Origin of the sequence: Dictyobacter aurantiacus, from assembly GCF_003967515.1 — a bacterium.
Lineage (GTDB): Bacteria > Chloroflexota > Ktedonobacteria > Ktedonobacterales > Ktedonobacteraceae > Dictyobacter > Dictyobacter aurantiacus.
This window is the reverse complement of sequence record NZ_BIFQ01000002.1, coordinates 2,352,454-2,369,213: the sequence shown is the minus strand read 5'-3', so window position 1 is coordinate 2,369,213 and position 16,760 is coordinate 2,352,454. Positions and strand designations below refer to the sequence as shown.

Sequence of the window (16,760 nt, the reverse complement as noted above, 5' to 3'; positions counted from 1 at the left end):
AAAAATAAAGATAACGTTAGATTACGAACGCGTTAACGCGATCGCAGGAAGGGGAATTTGAGGGATGAGGGGAATTTGTACAGGGAACGAGGGCGCGTCTGGACGCGTGTAACGGGCTGCCAGGCAATACCCATTGCTCCTCCGATGATACCCAGGAGCATACCAATGCCAAAGCCACCCGCAGCTACCAGCAGTGATACCAGCGAAAGGACGACAGCGATAGCGCCAGCAAGTAGCGCGTTGGAGGGGACCAACAACTGGATGATGCCCATAGTGACCAGCAAACCCCCAACCAGCAGGCCAGCCCAGATGTTGCTGCCAGGCAAGAGGGCAAATGGTAGCAGGGCTACAGGACCCCAGAGAACCAGCACACCTGCCAGCACCACCAGAATCCCCCCGGTGAATGGACGAGTCTTGCGCCAGAGGCGAAATCGTGACCATTGGTGCCAATCGTCCTTCTGGCCTGCTTCCCTCCTGGGGACAGTGACTTTCTGGAGCTGTGGTTGTGTCTGTACATGTGGCACCGTCAGGCGTTCCAGCATCGTCTTTTGAAGACGTCCTCTGGATGTTGAAGTGTTAGCCGTTGCCTTCTCAGCCCTGGCATCCCTGCCCTGTACATCTACGATAGTAGAATCATCTTGATTAGCCATCGTCTGAGCCTCCTTTGCTCGGCACTGAGTCCTCTTTTCTTCTTGACCGGAATACTACATATCTCACGACCTGTTTGCCAGTAAGGCACCACAGAGCGTGAACTAAATAGATGCATAACCTACCGGTTAAGAGCATGTCCGAATAAATATAGGAGATAGACATCCATGCAATGGCATGAAACTGACTGACTCTCAATCAATGAACTTATATACAAAAAATAAATCATGCCACTGCACTTGTCAAGGAAAAAAGAAAAAAATAGTAGAAATGGTAGGGTAGGAAAAAAGTTCATGGCAGGCCCTGGCAGATAGGGCGCAAAGGCAGCCTACTCACATAGTACTTGTCTCAATGGGAGAGCTTTAAATCAAACCCAGCGCCTGGCGCACAAACTGCGAGGTTCCCGCAATATATTTCTCTACCGGCAGCGTTGAATGATAGACGTAGCATTGCAGGTTCGCATAGTAAACCGTTCCCACAATCAACTCCGCCGCGATCTCAGGATCAATGGAGCTAGTAATAGTTCCAAGCTCCTGCTCACGGTGCAGCAGCTCAGCAATCAAACGGTGATAAGGAGCGAAGACAAACTCATTCCCCGAAGCCGAATCGATGAGACGAGATAGTACTAACACGTCATGATAGTGGCTCAGGATGCCAAAAATATCCCTGATACTTCGCTCTATTTTACGATCCAAAGATTCGGAAACCATAAACGCACTGGTCAGTGCCGCCTGGACTTCATCCTGCATCTCGACCGTCAGGGCCTTCACAATTGAGGCCTTGGAAGGAAAGTACCAGTAAAAGGTTCCCTGAGCAACACCGGCCCGCGCAACAATAGCGGAAACGGTCGTGGCCTCGTAACCTTTCTCAGCCATAATCTCTCGTGAGATCTTCAAAAGTTCGGCGCGTCGATCCAATTTAGGGGACCTGGGAGATTTCGTGTTCTGATGCATGGGCTCTCTATCCTGGCTGCATAAACGTTTTTGCATAGTTTTGTCTAGCATAACACATCACCATCACAAAGTACAAAATTGGTAGTTGAATACTATTCAAATTTGAATTTTGTTCAAATTTATGCTACACTCCAGACAAAGGAAACAGGTGCATAGGGATTTATCATATCGAGCGTAAAACCCCTTGCTTTAGCTATGGGGATAGAAGCGAGTCCTTATGGGGCGAGATGGGGGGCCAAAATCGGCGTAACTCCCCCATGAATGTATAGAAATATCAGTCGCACGTACCACCAAAGAGTAACTAGCTAGTGGCATAATTACTCTTTTTTGCTATAATTTGAGCATGGATACAGAAATTAAAAGGAACTCAAATGTGGTTTATAATTGCCACTATCATGTGGTCTGGGTCCCGAAATATCGACGGAAAGTCCTGCTCAATCCAATTGATGTGCGTCTGAAAGAGCTCATCATCGAAACGATCCAGAAATGGAAACAGGAATGTGTCGAAGTGGAGGTTATGCCTGATCATGTGCATTTGCTGGTGGGATGTGATCCCCAATTTGGCATTCATAAGCTCATTCGGTTGATCAAAGGGTTTACCAGTCATCAATTACGGCAGGAGTTTCCTGATCTCAAGAAAAAGCTCCCCTCGCTGTGGAATAACAGCTATTACGTGGGAACCACCGGCGGTGTCACCTTGGAAGTCGTCAAACGCTATGTTGAGAGTCAGAAAGGGAAATAGCAGGATGCGTACCTACAAATACCGACTCTATCCGACTCGCAAACAGCAAGAGACGTTGCAATGGACGCTCGATCGGGCCCGTGAACTGTACAACGCAGCGCTCCAAGAGCGCCGTGATACCTGGGCAATCATCAAGCACCACCCGAACTTCTATGATGAGGAGTGGCGCAAACAAGCCATAAAGGATCATGGTAGGAGTTGCTACCGTCAAATCAACGAACTCCCGGACGTGAAGGAGGTCAGGGACGAGTACAACGATATCTATTCTCAGGTGTTGCAGGAGACCTTGAAGCGGGTTGATAAAGCGTACAAAGCCTTCTTCCGACGTGTGCAGAATGGAGAGAAGGCAGGGTATCCCAGGTATCAGGGACGAGATCGCTATCATTCGTTCTGCTATCCACAATCTGGTTTCTCCCTTGAAGGGAATCGGTTGGTTCTCTCGAAGATTGGGCATCTCAAGATCAAGGTGCACCGTCCAGTGCAAGGGACTATCAAGACGTGTACGATCAAGCGAGAAGGTGATTGTTGGTATGTGTGTTTCGCTTGTGAAATCGAAGCGACCCTAGAAAAGCACACACCCTACACCGATGAAGCCGTTGGTATTGATCTGGGACTCTGTCACTTTGCAGCCCTCTCAACAGGTGACATCATAGAAAATCCGCGCTTCTTCCGTCAGGCTGAAAAGAAGATTACAGGCATGCAGCAGGAGCTCGCACGCAAGAAACGCGGATCCAAACGTCGGAAGAAGACGGTCAAGCGATTGAGTAAAGCCTATCGCAAGGTGCGTAACCAGCGACAGGACTTTCTCCATCAGTGGTCACGTTGTTTGGTCAATACCTATGAGACGATTGTGTTTGAAGATCTGGCACCATCAAAGATGAGCAAGGCACCCAAACCCAAACAAGAAAAAGAAACCGGGGTCTATCTCCCAAATGGTGCCAGTAAAAAAGCTGGTTTGAATACGTCGATCTTGGATGCGGGTTGGTCTACGTTTATGAACCTGTGTGAATACAAGGCAGCATGTGCCGGTGTTGTCCAGGTGAAAAAAGTAGATCCCTATAAAACCAGTCAGGTATGCAGTGGATGTTTGCATGAAGGGCCGCACAAAGATCTCAGTGAGCGAGTCCATACCTGTGAGAACTGTGGTTTGGTGTTGGATAGAGATATCAACGCCGCCATGAACATTCTTGCTGTGTGGAATGGCCTCAACCTACGTCCAACACCTAAAACAACCAAGAAGAAAACCCAGGCTCGGACGGAGCCATCAGAGGACGCGCCTCTGAGAAGCCCCCGGCTTTAGCCGTGGGGAGTCGTCACGAAAGCAGAAAGGGTGCAAAGGGGGACTGCCATGGTGCAACATAACGTGGAGGAATCGACTCGCGTTGTTCCGCGCTTGAATAGAAGTGAGAGCCTATCATTCATCTTCTCCAATGATCCGCTCAATACGCCTCTGCGCCTGGCGCGCAAGTATGGAGATGCGTTCTACCTGCAAGCGGGACATGATAAGGTCTTTTTCCTCGCTCATCCAGATGACATCCGTGAATTGCTGGTTGTACAACATGAAAATTTTCACAAAGGCCACGGCGTCATGATGCTCGACCGTATGCTTGGCAATGGACTGATTACCAATGATGGTGATTCACACAGGCGGCAACGAAGACTGGTGCAGCCAGCGTTCCACCGCCGGCGCATCGCAGGCTATGCCCGCTCTATGGTCGAGGCCACGCAACAACAGGCGCAGATGTGGAAGGACGGGCAGACTATCGATATGTCCCAGGAGATGATGCAGCTCACGCTTACCATCGTTGGCAAAACCCTGTTCAACGCCGACGTCACACAGGAGGCTGATACCGTGCAGGCCGCGCTGGTGACCGCTATGGAGGCTTTTCGCAAGCTGGGGCTCTCGCCACTGGGTGAACTGGTTGAACGGCTACCACTACCCATCAATGCACGTCTGCGCCGCGCCCGTGCCCAGCTCGACCAGGTGGTGTATCGCATCATCGAGGAGCACCGGCGTCAGGGGTCGGATCAGGGAGATCTTTTGTCTATGCTCCTCATGGCACGGGATGAAGATGGAAGCACCATGGATGACCGGCAGCTACGCGATGAGGTGATGACTCTGTTTCTGGCCGGTCACGAAACAACCTCAAACGCCCTCACCTGGACATGGTATCTGCTGTCAAAAAATCCACAGGTGCGCGCGAAACTGCAGGAAGAAGTCGATAGCGTACTGGTGGATCGCACAGCCAGCATCGAGGATCTACCCCGCCTGGCCTATACCGAAAAAGTCCTGATGGAATCGATGCGCCTCTGCCCACCGGTCTGGGCCATCGACCGCATCGCGATCCGCGACACCAACCTGCGTGGCATCCAGATTCCCCGCCTGTCACGGGTTGTCATGAGCCAGTACGTCGTGCATCATAGTCCCAGCCTCTATCCCGATCCCGAGAAGTTCGATCCTGAACGCTGGACGCCTGAAGCCCGGGAGACACGTCCAAAATTCGCCTACTTCCCCTTTGGTGGTGGTCCACGCCTCTGCATGGGGGAAGCATTCGCGTGGACCGAGGGCATCCTGTTGCTAGCCACGCTCTCCCAGCACTGGGAAGCGAGCGTGGCCCCGGGAGCACGCATTAACTTCCAGGCCGCTGTCACCCTGCGTCCCCAATACGGCGTTAAAATGACCCTCCACCAACGCCACCCCCACCCGTAGGTGCCGGGCTCGCCCCGGCTTTGCCGCGCAGCGGCCCCGTTCCCGGACATCATGTTCCACCCACAGCGCCTCCTTTCCATCGCTTCAGCCTTGAACCCGATTTTTGACCCCATGCCATCTACGTTCGACTCCTCATATACGTGATTATTTTGACAACGCTCCTTGACAAATGACCATGGGTCAATTATAATTGACCCATGGTCATTTAAAAAAGGCAGGCGACCATGTAGGCGGATAGAACAAAATACAATGCATGTTGAGGGAAAGATAGATGAAATATTTCGTGACAGGTGCCACTGGCTTTGTCGGAAGCCACGTTGTGCGCCAATTGGTTGAGGCAGGACACCAGGTAGTAGCGGTCGTGCGTAATCCGGCGAAGGCTCAAGAATTGGTCGGGCTGGGTGTACGTGTTTTCCAGGGTGATGTAACAGATAAGGAGAGCATGCGTGAGCCGATGAGTGGGACGGATGGTGTCTTCCATATCGCGGGTTGGTACAAAGTAGGCGTTAAGGATAAAAGCGCTGGCGAAAAGATCAATATCCAGGGTACACGCAATGTGCTGGAGCTCATGAAGGAACTGGGCATCCCGAAAGGAGTTTATACGAGCACGCTGGCCGTGAACTCCGATACCCACGGCAAAGAGGTGGATGAGGCATACCACTTTACGGGACGGCACCTGAGCGAGTATGACCGCACCAAGTGGGTAGCCCACTACGAAGTGGCCGATCCAATGATCGCCGAGGGACTACCCCTGGTCATCGTTCAGCCGGGCCTGATCTACGGGCTGGGAGATACCAGCAGCGTGCGCACAACGTTTATTCAGTACCTGCAGCATAAACTGCCGATGCTACCAGGGGGCACAGCCTTCTCCTGGGCCCACGTTGAAGATATCGCGCGAGGTCATATTCTCGCCATGGAAAAGGGCAAGGTCAGTGAGAGCTATATTATCTCTGGACCAACCCACACCCTGGTCGATGCCATGCATATGGCCCAGCAGATCACAGGTGTGCCCGCGCCCCGCGTTATCGTTCCGCCCACCATGATGAAGGTATTAAGCGCGATTATGGGCGTGGTCGAAAAAGTCGTCGCTGTGCCCGATGACTACAGCGCCGAATACCTGCGCACCAACTCTGGAATCACCTATATCGGCAACAATGCCAAAGCCAGGCGCGAGCTCGGCTATCAGCCACGTCCCCTCAAAGAGGGCCTGACGCAAACCCTTGAGCATGAGATGGAACTACTGGGCATGAAATAAGATGCCAGCAAATGATTGTCCTCGTGATAAATCACCGGGAGACACCGCTTTTGCTGCATACAAGTACCATCTGAGTAGTTACAAAACGTTTATGATATATGGGGTATGATAAGGGGGTACAATAAGGAGGTATGAAACGTTTTGTCTGCACCATCAAATCCTGATCTTGACCAATATAGACAGCGATTGATGCATCGCCGTCGCTATTTTCCTATTTATGGACTTTTAATGATCATTACCGGCGGATTAGGCGCGCTGGGATTGATTTCACTCTACATTGATCGCCCTCTATCTATGCTGGCCGTAAATCAGCCAGGAAGGCTGCTGCACCTGTTCCTGTTGCTGGCTTTTCTGGCGTTTATTATTGGTGGGGGTATCTGTATTTCTTATGGCTTCAGGGCACCCGCCCTGTCTGATATCCAGCGCTATCGGCAGGCAGAACGACACCGCCTCTTTCAACAGGCCTATGGACAGGCCGTCCCCTGGTGGAGCCGATTGATGATTCGCATTCTGACAATGCTGCTCGGCCTGATTTTCTGTGCCGGCGGCATCCTCGTCATGTCCCAATTTGGATTGGGAGCGCTGGACGGCTGGATCTATCTGCTGGTCGGTGCCTTCCTGATCAGCCTCGTCTGCTACTTTATCCCACGCGAACTGCGCAAATTACCGGCGCTCAGCGCCGAAGAGTTGGCACAGAACTGGATCGCCGGAGAAGCTACTACTGGAGAAGATACCTTTCTAAAAGACAGCACGCTACAACAAAAAGAAGACGAGTAAGCACCACTGAAGAAGCCACAACGATGTCGGTCAAACAGCTGCTGTTAGCGATTGATGAACAGACAACCACCGAAGTGTTCGTAGCCGGGGATCAGCAGCCGATTCTCTGTGTCACCCATCCCTTCGCCCCACCAACAGGCAAGCGGAGCGGCTACATGATATTAGCGTCCCCACCCTGGTGCTCTGTGGAAAACAGGACCCCATTATCCCCTGCCACCACTGCCAGTCGCTGGCGAACATCCCGCACGCGCAACGGTCACCTTTGAGCACAGCGGACATGACATCGCTGAAGACGCACCCCAGTTGTTCTGCGCCACCATCCAACGCTTCCTCAATGGATGAAGAAGATTCATCGGAGGCAAGCTCCGAACCTATCGGGTGCCGACCGTGCTTTCGCGTACGATGAGGTGGCATGGGACCTCCACGCGTTCGGGGGGACCGGTGCGCGTGCCGTCGATACGGCCCAGCAGGAAGGTGGTGGCGAGGTAGCCGATCTTCTCTTTGTCGGGCGAGATGGTGGTAAGGGAGGGGACGGAGTAGCGACTGTCTTCGATATCGTCAAAGCCAACGACGGCGATATCTTCGGGCACACGATAGCCCGCTTCATGAATGGCGCGCATCACCCCCAGGGCCAGGTGGTCGTTGAAACAAAAAACGCCGTCAGGTGGTGTATCGAGGGCCAGCAACTGCCTTAGCGCCTTCGCCCCATTACCGCGGTTGAAGAGGGGTAATCCCCGAATGATGAGATGGGGATCAACCGGGAGACCAGCCCGAGTCAGCGCCTCGGTATAGCCCCGCAGGCGCAGGCGAGAGGTTGCGGTCTCATGCGCGTCAGATTCCTGCACCCCGATGGCGGCGATGCGCCGGCGGCCCAGTCCAATCAGGTGCTGCGTAGCCATGCGCGCGGTCGCCACATTGTCATATGTCACATGATCGTAGGGAACATCATAGATGCGATCACCCAGCAACACGATGGGGATCGATCCAGCGCGCGGCGCCAGATCCTCCGGCTCTGAAGCAAAGGGACTCAAAATAACGCCGTCGATCAGGTGCGGAGTCAGTCCTTGCAGCACCTGGCGCTCGCTCTCCCTGCCTTTGGTGCTATCAATCAGAACGGTATAGGAACGCTCGCGAGCCGTCGAGAGAATCGCTTCACCGATCTCAGAGAAATAAACATTGCTTAAATCAGGGATCGCATAGGCGATGATGCCAGAACTCCCCTTGCGCAGATACCTGGCGGAGAGGTTCGGTTGATAGTGTAGCTCCTCAAGAGCTTTTTTGACCCGTTCACGCATCTCGGGGGTAACGTAGGGATAGTTATTTACCACATTCGAGACAGTTCGTATCGAGACACCAGCCCTGAGCGCGACATCCTTTAGTGTGACGGCCAAAGATCACCCCCCTTATTTCCATCAATGTGTATCACATTGTAGCAGAGATTAAACAGGTCGGAAAGCTGAAACAGCAGTAGCATGCAAGAGCTTTGCAACGTTATCAAAACTATAACATCAACCTGATTTTTTCGTCAATAAAAAGCAGAATAAAACCTGAATAATATTGACAAAAACGATTTTTATATGGTATGTTTCTTGCAACGTTGCAAAACATCATCTGCAGATGCTTAAGCGCTCGAAATTTGTGACATGGTGGTGACAAAACGCAAGGAGGAAGCATTTGGCACGCATAAAAATTGATACGGCCCGCCGCACTGGAACCATTGACAGGAATATTTATGGCGGCTTCATTGAGCACCTCGGTCGTTGTATCTACGGCGGTATTTATGAGGAGGGCTCCTCACTCAGCGATGAGCATGGCTTTCGCAAAGATGTCATGGAGGCAGTCAAAGGGCTCCATCCCCCTATCTTACGCTGGCCCGGCGGCAATTTCGTGAGCGGCTATCGCTGGACCGACGGCATCGGTCCGGTAGAGCAGCGCCCGGCCCGCTTAGAGCTAGCCTGGCATTCGGTAGAAAACAACCACTTTGGCACCGATGAGTTCATGCGCTACTGCGAGGTGATGAACATTGAGCCCTACATCTGTGTCAACATGGGCACGGGCACCATGGATGAGGCTCGCGACTGGGTCGAATATTGCAATGGCACCGGTGATACCTACTGGGCCAACCTGCGCCGCCAGAACGGCCATCCCGAACCCTACAACGTCAAGTATTGGGGACTGGGCAACGAGATGTATGGCCAGTGGCAGATCGGTCATCTAAGCGCGGAAGATTATGTCAAAAAAGCGCGCGAGTTCGCCAAGGTGATGAAGTGGACCGATCCCAGCATAAAACTGGTCGGCTGCGGCCAGAATGGGTGGAATGATTGGGATCAGACGGTGATCGAGGGTCTGGCGCCATTGATGGATTACTATAGCCTCCACCTCTATACCGGCAGCGATGATTACTATAGCAACGTACTGGCCCCGGCCCTGGTTGATTTCGCCCTGGAGACGTGCCAGGCTATGATCGAGCGCGCGCGTTTCAACCAGAAGTTAGACCATCCGATCCATATCGCCTATGACGAATGGAACGTCTGGTTCCGGCAGCGCAGCGCCGAAAGTGCCCTTGAGGAACGCTATGACCTGGCCGATGCCCTGGCGGTCTCTTCGTACCTCAATAGCTTTGTGCGTCATAGCGATACCGTCAAAATGGCCAACCTGGCTCAGATGGTCAATGTGATCGCCCCCATCTTTACCAGCAAAGAGGATCTGTTCCTGCAGACCATCTATCATCCACTGCGCATCTACGAGGAACAGATGCAGGAGGTCACGCTGGATGCCTACGTCGACTGCAAACAGCTCACGCTGACGGAGGATCAGGAGAAGTCGCGCTGGCCACAATCTATTGCCTCGTTAGGACCCTTTAAGGTCCTGGATGTATCGGTTACCAGCGATCAACAGGGCCATGAGCTGGCAATCGCCGTCGTCAACCGCGACCAGGAAGAGGATCATACCACCACCATCCAGTTTGCCGATCCCACAACCATCAGCCAGGGAAGGATCTACCAGGTCAACGCCACAGATCCCAACACCAGTAATTCTTTCGAGCATCCGGACGCCGTCACCGTACAGGAACGCCAGCTAGAGCTTGCAGACGGGAATCTTACCTATACATTCCCCGCCCACTCACTTACCGTCCTGCGTTTACATGCAGAATAGCCTATTCAATTTATCTGCATACAAGGATATGAAGGCGTAGTAGCCTTCATATCCTTCCGTTATTGTCTGCTTTTTTCGAGGGCTTCGCCGGCAGCGATGTCGCGCTGCAGCCAGCGGGCGCCGATGATACCGACGATGCCAGAGATGACCAGCGCGGGGGCACAGGTGATCAGCAGAGCCTGCCCCAGGTCTCCACCAGCCATGTTATGTAGAAAATGCTGTCCATGGGTGGGATCGAAGTTGGTAGCCATCACACCAATAATAGCAGGCGCAAAGGCATCACCAAACACGTGAGCCAGTAACATACTGACCGCGATAGCGGATGAACGCAGCCATGAAGGTACCACATCCTGTGTGGCTGCGGTACAAGGTCCACCATAAATTGAAAAAAGAACGACTGTAATAAAGAGGAAGATAGTAAAGAGGATGAAGTCACGCGCCAGCACGGCAACGATAAAGGTGGGCGCGCTGATCAGGAAAGAGAGTCCGCAGACCAGGACGCGTGCCCCTTTGAAATAGCGGCCCAGGAGATCGCTGATATAGCCACCTGAGAGATTACCAACGATGCCCGCCAGAACGATGACGCCGCCCGAGTAGATGCCTGTAAACTGCTGGCTCAGATGAAAAGTATCGGCCTGCTGCAAGTAGAGTGGAAGATAGGTTACGTTCGCGCTGAGCACAAAGAAGGCAAAGATCTGCACCAGGGTTAGCACAAGGAGCGTCTTGATGTGCAGGAGGTACCAGCATTGCTTGAGGATCGATTCTTTGACAGCGGTCGCACCCTCAACAAGCGCCGGCTGCTCCCTCTCAATAGAAGGGAGCCGTCCCCCCTCTTCAAGCATGGCCTCCTCATCAGCCTGGTTGCGACGCGGCTCGCGAATACGCCAGACCAGAAAGGTCATCACTAGTCCCGGCGCCGCTGCCACCAGAAAGGCCTGGCGCCACAGTCCCAGCCCCCCCAGCACACCACCAACGGCAAAGCCAAGGAAGATACCGGTATATTGCGCCACGCCCCACCAGCTCATGATGCGCGCCCGTTTCTCCCGGCTAAAGAAATCGCTGAGCAGGGCACTCCCTGCTGGATAGTAGCCCGCCTCGCCTATCCCCAATATCATACGCGACAGAAAGATGATGACAAAGTTTGTGGCCAGGGAGGTCCAGGCCGTGGCGATACTCCAGATCGCCAGGCATACTGCTGCGACATTCTTGCGCGGCACGCGGTCGGCCCATAAGCCCAGAGGGATCGTGGCGATGGTATATACGATAAGAAAAGCAGAAGCGATATAGCCAACCTGGCCCAGAGATAAACCCAGGTCTTTAGCAATAGCATTTGAAGCGCCCGTAAAAATATTGCGATCCAGAAAGTTCAATAGATTGATGATAAAGAAAATTGAAAATACATAGCGAGGATAACGCGAGCGTGTACCTGTTGCAGCGACAGATACCTCTGGGGAAGACGCGATCTTCCGCATATCCACCTCCCTGTAGGAATATCACAACGTTGATATCGAAAATGGGATTGCCACCTCTACCATAACATAATAGGAGGCAGGTTGTATATGGGGCCAGAAATATTCTCAATGGAAGGCACACAAAAGGGGCATCTTCGTCACTGAAGATGCCCCTTCCGCAAGGAGAACAAAGTAGGGAAGTTGTCTACATAAAACTAGGGTTGTGAAAGGGCGACAGCCTGTGCGGCGGTCAGGGCGTTGACGTTGGCGACAAAGTTCTTAGGAGTACCCAGACCTGTCACGTAGTCATAGCCGGGACGGGCGGTGCAGTAGAAGCCACATTTGCCATTGGTGCCCGAGGTGATGTCGTTAAATGAGTTGGGCTGACTTTTGGCCAGGCCGTAGAGCAACGCATTGGTGATCGGCTTGTTGACCAGGGCGGCAATGCCGGTCCAGATCGGAGCTGACACACTGGTGCCCATCTCGGTCTGCCACTTGCCCAATTCGTAGATGGCTACCGGCGAACCGGCGACAGCGGCCACGTCAGGATTGCCACGGAAGCCGTTGGCCCGCGGGATGCCGTATTTCGTCTGATAGGATGGCTCCGAATACAGTTTGGAGAGACCACCACCAGAGCCATCCCAGGCCGTCTCGGTGCTCCCATTGACAACAGTGCCGCCCACCGCGATCACACCAGGATAAATCGATGGCGGAGTAATCTGGCCATAACCATTGTCACCAGAGGCACCAAACATGGCAACTTGATTAGGATTGTCGTTATACAGGGCCGCAAATTGCTTGCCATTGCCATCAAAGCCATAGCTCATGTTGATCGCTTTAAGCCCTGGAGTCTTGATAATCTCAGATGGGCCCTCCGCGATAGAAGTGTTGTTCGTATGCATGATATAGACCAGGATTTTGGCTTGAGGCGCTACAGCGTGCATGAGCTGTACATCCAGCAGGCCCTCGGCTGGATCACTGCCATTCGGAATATACTGGCCACCCTGATTCTTGATGGTCAGACAGCCGCTGGCTACGGTACATTCCGGCAGACCAAACTGGCGACTATAGGCATTGAGGTCCGATTCCATGGTGGGAATCGCCCCATCAATCACTTCGGCGATTAACTGTCCCTTACCGCCGCTAATGCCGGGCAAATTATACAGTTTCCACAAGTTCTGTGGAGTCAGGCCCGCAGGCGAAGCTTTAGCTGCCTGCTTCATATGGGTGAAAGCTGTCTCGCCCATGGTGATATGGGTCTGTGGTTTTTTCATTCCGTTAAGCATGTGGGCAGCACTGCTGTTCGAGAGGCGGAGAATAGTGGCGGGTATTAATAGAACAAGCAACAGAAAGGTAAAAAATAAAATATTGGCGGTCTTTTTTCCGGTCAGCGCCCCACTAATAGACAGACATCGATAAAGGCCAGGCAACGGCGCGCACTCTCTGTTGTAGTCCAGACTGTTTTCCTTATGTGAATTCAACATTACAACCCCTTGTCCGTATTAATTGATCCCCATCTATATAACTGACAGCAATCCTACGCCGGGCATGAGTATGAGGAACCGGGAACTGCTTGCAAGCGCCTACGCGTTGGAGCCTTGCATTGAAGATAAGCCAGTTCAAAGACGCATACCTATTCCCTGGCCCGCATCGCAAGAACCTCTGCTTACTTGCTGATGACTATAGGATAACATGAACAATATTGATATATGCTGAAGCGTAATTAAACATAGCCATATTAGGCTACTCAACTATATAAAATACCTCTGCCATAGATCAGAGTATCTGTGCTATACTGCCTGATAGGTGCCCGCCTACGGCGGGCTCATCATTGTTTGTCTGCATTCATCCATTGAAAGGTGTGTATCATCATGCAAGAGGCTGTGGCATCACCGCTGACCGGCTGGGCAAACTTTTATGTCATCATCGGGTCCGCGGCGGCGGCATTAACTGGATTGATGTTTGTGGTCGTTACCTTGATCGCGGGGCTGCGCAGGCGCAGGAGCAGTGGAGGTATCAATGCCTTCGGCACGCCGAACGTGGTGCATTTCTGCGTCGCGCTCCTCATCGCGGTCACCCTCAACGCTCCCTGGCATGCGCTCTGGAACGCTGGTCTGATACTCGGCCTGTGTGGTATAGGAGGGGTCGCATATATTATAATCATCCTGCGCCGGGCTCTGCGCCAGGATGACTATACGATGGTGTTGGAGGACTGGCTGTGGCATATGATCATCCCTTTTAGCTCTTATAGCGCACTTGTCGTAGCCGCGATCCTGCTCTCCAGCCATCCAGTGCCGGCGCTATTTTGCATTGGAGCGGTAACGATTCTACTCTTATTCACCGGCATCCACAACGCCTGGGATGCCCTGACCTATAACGCCTTCGATCTCCATCCAGGGGATAGCGATCAACCACTGGATTAGCATTCTCGTGCTCCAATGCATCATTTTTTTGAGGAAAGCGCCGCTTTGCTGCTAGTGAAGAGAAAAAACCTACAGATACCAGGCATGTATTACGTTAATAATCACGACTGGCTGGTACTAAAGATCTGGCTCCCTGGAATACAAAGCAGGCGTGCATACGGCTGTTCACCAGAATGCTCTATGATCTCCTATACGCTAGCTATGTGATAGATTATAACTATCTTATATTGCTACATTTCTGATGTTCTCAACAGGAGAAAAATATGCCCCGAATCGCGATAGTTGGAGCGGGAATCGCTGGCCTCAATGCCGCGTTGACCTTGCAGGATGCCAACCTCGCATGCGATATCTATGAAGCCGCCGACCATGTGGGTGGTCGCATGCATTCCGATACCACTACATGGGCCGATGGCATGGTCAGTGAACTGTGCGGTGAGTTCATCGATGGGGATCATGAGACCATCCACCGGTTGATTAAGCGCTTCAACCTTCAAACGGTCGATCTGTGGCAGGCCGGGCAGGACCGCACGCAAAACTTGATGTACTTCTTTAATCGCTATTATAGCTCTGAGGAGATGGATAGGGATTTTCAGGCACTGGCTCCACTACTACAGCAACAGGTACTGGAAGCGGATTTTCCAACGACGTACAACCACTTTACTGAAACTGGTGCCAGGCTCGATCAGATGAGCGTGTATGAGTGGATCGAAACATATATCGAGGGGGGACACAATACTCCACTAGGGCACATGTTAGATGGCGCCTGCACAGGGTTCTACGGGCTGGATAGCAATGTACAAAGCTCGCTTAACCTTGTCTACATGTTTGGTCCCCGCGACCTGGTGGAGGAACCTGCCACACCCACATCGGTGCCAGACACCACGAAGATTGTGGGGGGGAATGCTCGGCTGCCGCAGGCGATCGCCCACAGCCTGCCTGACAAATGCATCCATCTACAACATCAACTAACTTCGATAGAGCGCATGGAAGATGGCACGCTGAACCTCATCTTCACCACCGTCGATGGCTCAAAACAGATCCAATGCGATCACGTCATCCTTACATTGCCGTTCAGCACCCTACGCCATATCGATTACCAGCGCGCCGGCTTTGATCCTCTAAAGCAGACCGCGATTGAAGAAATTGGCTATGGCACCATCTCCAAGCTCTTCCTACAGTTTGACCGGCCTTACTGGTTCGACAATGGTCCCTGGCCACAGTTGCACAGAGGCTTTATCATCACAGACCTGGACGTTCAGACATTCTGGGATACCTCCCTTGGTCAACCGGGTTCCAGCGGCTTACTTGTCAACTATACAAGCGGGCATAGAGGAGCTGCCTATGCGCCGGAGACATCGTATGCGACCTCACAGGATTCCACTATTATCCAAGGCTATGCCCAACACTGTCTGCAACAGTTGGAAAAGGTCTTTCCCGGCATTACTCCCCACTATATCGAACGGGCTGCTCTAAGCTATCCGACCGGCGATCCCTATCTGCGTGGCAGTTACTCCTGCTGGCGCATCGGACAATACACGCGTTTTGCTGGATATGAAGGCGTACGTCAGGGATCCATCCACTTCGCTGGCGAACATTGCTCGGTCGATTTTCAGGGCTACATGGAAGGTGGGGCCCGGGAAGGGGAACGCGCAGCGCATGAAATTATAGATGATTTCAATCAACCGAAATAAACCTATAAGATCAGGGAAACCGCCCCAACGTGTAATTAACCTACCAGCTGATTCATCCTGGTATGCATGAGATTGTATTTTGTAAATCCATCTGTGACCGTTACTAATGTGGATACATGCCACCATCAATCAACAAGGTCTGATTCGTTATGTAGCTATTGTCCACCAGGGATAGAATAACCTCGGCCACATCTGTGGGCGTACCCAGTCGTCCAACGGGGATGCGTTGGATCAGTTCGGCTGGCACGCCGGGCAGCATTCCAGTCTGCTCAATCAGGGCAGGGGCCACAGCATTAACGGTAATCCCATCCTGAGCCAGGGTGCTGGCCAGGGAATGTGTCAAACCCAGCAGGGCCGCCTTGGAGGTTGCATAGTGCGGTCCAACAATACCTCCGGTAAAGGCCGCGACCGAAGAGACAAAAACGATGCGGCCCCAGCCCCGATCGCGCATACCCGGTACAAGACGCTGTGAGAGCAAGAAGGCGGAGCGTACATTGATATTCATCGTGGTATCCCATTCCTCTTGCGTCAGTCGCTGCAATTTCATCTGCTGGCCCCGACCTGCGTTGCTAATCAAGATATCTACCTGTCCCATTTCTGTCAGGGCGGTATCTGCCAGCTGCGTCACCTGATCTGCATCACCCAGATCAGCCTGGACCGCCAGTGCGCGCCGTCCCATCTGTTTGATCCCGTCAGCCAGTTCCTGCGCTGGCTTTGCCTGCCTTCCATAACCGATCACCACGTCGGCCCCCTGTTCGGCCAGCCTGCGCGCCGTCTCATACCCGATGCCACTGCTGGCCCCGGTCACCAGCGCAACCTTCCCATGTAAATCCATCTCCAACTCCTTCATAAATTCATTAGTTGTTGCTTCATTCTCAATCTCTATCAGGATACAACATTGCTGAGGAGAATCCGGCATCAGCCAGGTCGGGACCAGCCCGACACCCACGAGGA

The 16,760-nt window shown here is 52.7% G+C and carries 15 protein-coding genes; 9 read left to right on the top strand and 6 right to left on the bottom strand.

What is annotated here, in order from left to right:
* Window positions 1–32: 32 nt before the first annotated feature.
* Window positions 33–650 (bottom strand): DUF6114 domain-containing protein, encoded by a 618-nt coding sequence (locus tag KTT_RS34350; protein WP_126602555.1) that lies wholly within the window; start codon window positions 648–650, stop codon window positions 33–35.
* 360 nt (window positions 651–1,010) lie between these two features.
* Window positions 1,011–1,601, bottom strand: coding sequence for a TetR/AcrR family transcriptional regulator (locus KTT_RS34345; RefSeq protein WP_126602552.1), 591 nt, complete (start codon window positions 1,599–1,601; stop codon window positions 1,011–1,013).
* A 343-nt stretch (window positions 1,602–1,944) separates the two neighbouring features.
* Here KTT_RS34345 and tnpA point away from each other — a divergent pair, with 343 nt between their 5' ends.
* From tnpA to KTT_RS34315, 6 genes are all read left to right on the top strand, one after another.
* Window positions 1,945–2,343, top strand: coding sequence for an IS200/IS605 family transposase (gene tnpA / locus KTT_RS34340; RefSeq protein WP_126601091.1), 399 nt, complete (start codon window positions 1,945–1,947; stop codon window positions 2,341–2,343).
* Window positions 2,318–3,643: an RNA-guided endonuclease InsQ/TnpB family protein gene (locus KTT_RS34335; protein WP_307720677.1), complete on the top strand. Its 1,326-nt coding sequence runs from the start codon at window positions 2,318–2,320 to the stop codon at window positions 3,641–3,643. Before tnpA ends, KTT_RS34335 begins: the two co-directional genes overlap by 26 nt.
* Window positions 3,644–3,691: 48 nt before the next feature.
* Window positions 3,692–5,053 (top strand): cytochrome P450, encoded by a 1,362-nt coding sequence (locus KTT_RS34330; RefSeq protein WP_126602550.1) that lies wholly within the window; start codon window positions 3,692–3,694, stop codon window positions 5,051–5,053.
* Between the two features lie 271 nt (window positions 5,054–5,324).
* Entirely contained in the window at window positions 5,325–6,308 is a 984-nt protein-coding gene (locus tag KTT_RS34325) for an NAD-dependent epimerase/dehydratase family protein (protein ID WP_126602548.1), read from the top strand.
* A gap of 141 nt (window positions 6,309–6,449) precedes the next feature.
* Complete coding sequence (locus KTT_RS34320) at window positions 6,450–7,085, top strand: hypothetical protein (protein WP_126602546.1); 636 nt, start codon at window positions 6,450–6,452, stop codon at window positions 7,083–7,085.
* 23 nt (window positions 7,086–7,108) lie between these two features.
* Window positions 7,109–7,351, top strand: coding sequence for a hypothetical protein (locus tag KTT_RS34315; RefSeq protein WP_126602544.1), 243 nt, complete (start codon window positions 7,109–7,111; stop codon window positions 7,349–7,351).
* A 105-nt stretch (window positions 7,352–7,456) separates the two neighbouring features.
* On the opposite strand, the gene KTT_RS34310 is transcribed toward KTT_RS34315, so the two are convergent.
* Complete coding sequence (locus KTT_RS34310) at window positions 7,457–8,476, bottom strand: LacI family DNA-binding transcriptional regulator (protein ID WP_126602542.1); 1,020 nt, start codon at window positions 8,474–8,476, stop codon at window positions 7,457–7,459.
* 283 nt (window positions 8,477–8,759) lie between these two features.
* On the opposite strand from KTT_RS34310, the gene KTT_RS34305 reads away from it, so the two are divergent.
* Window positions 8,760–10,241, top strand: a complete 1,482-nt coding sequence (locus tag KTT_RS34305; protein ID WP_126602540.1) for an alpha-N-arabinofuranosidase — start codon at window positions 8,760–8,762, stop codon at window positions 10,239–10,241.
* 59 nt (window positions 10,242–10,300) lie between these two features.
* Here KTT_RS34305 and KTT_RS34300 read toward each other — a convergent pair whose 3' ends face one another.
* Window positions 10,301–11,713: a spinster family MFS transporter gene (locus KTT_RS34300; RefSeq protein ID WP_126602538.1), complete on the bottom strand. Its 1,413-nt coding sequence runs from the start codon at window positions 11,711–11,713 to the stop codon at window positions 10,301–10,303.
* 194 nt (window positions 11,714–11,907) lie between these two features.
* Window positions 11,908–13,176 carry a S53 family peptidase gene (locus KTT_RS34295; protein ID WP_126602537.1) on the bottom strand — a complete coding sequence of 423 codons (1,269 nt, stop codon included), beginning with the start codon at window positions 13,174–13,176 and terminating at the stop codon, window positions 11,908–11,910.
* 387 nt (window positions 13,177–13,563) lie between these two features.
* Between KTT_RS34295 and KTT_RS34290 the strand changes: the two genes are divergently transcribed.
* Both KTT_RS34290 and KTT_RS34285 read left to right on the top strand, forming a co-directional pair.
* On the top strand, window positions 13,564–14,115 hold the full coding sequence (locus tag KTT_RS34290) for a hypothetical protein (RefSeq protein WP_126602535.1): 552 nt from the start codon (window positions 13,564–13,566) through the stop codon (window positions 14,113–14,115).
* 263 nt (window positions 14,116–14,378) lie between these two features.
* Window positions 14,379–15,806, top strand: a complete 1,428-nt coding sequence (locus KTT_RS34285; RefSeq protein ID WP_126602533.1) for a flavin monoamine oxidase family protein — start codon at window positions 14,379–14,381, stop codon at window positions 15,804–15,806.
* 103 nt (window positions 15,807–15,909) lie between these two features.
* On the opposite strand, the gene KTT_RS34280 is transcribed toward KTT_RS34285, so the two are convergent.
* Entirely contained in the window at window positions 15,910–16,641 is a 732-nt protein-coding gene (locus tag KTT_RS34280) for an SDR family NAD(P)-dependent oxidoreductase (RefSeq protein WP_160146345.1), read from the bottom strand.
* Window positions 16,642–16,760: the final 119 nt, after the last annotated feature.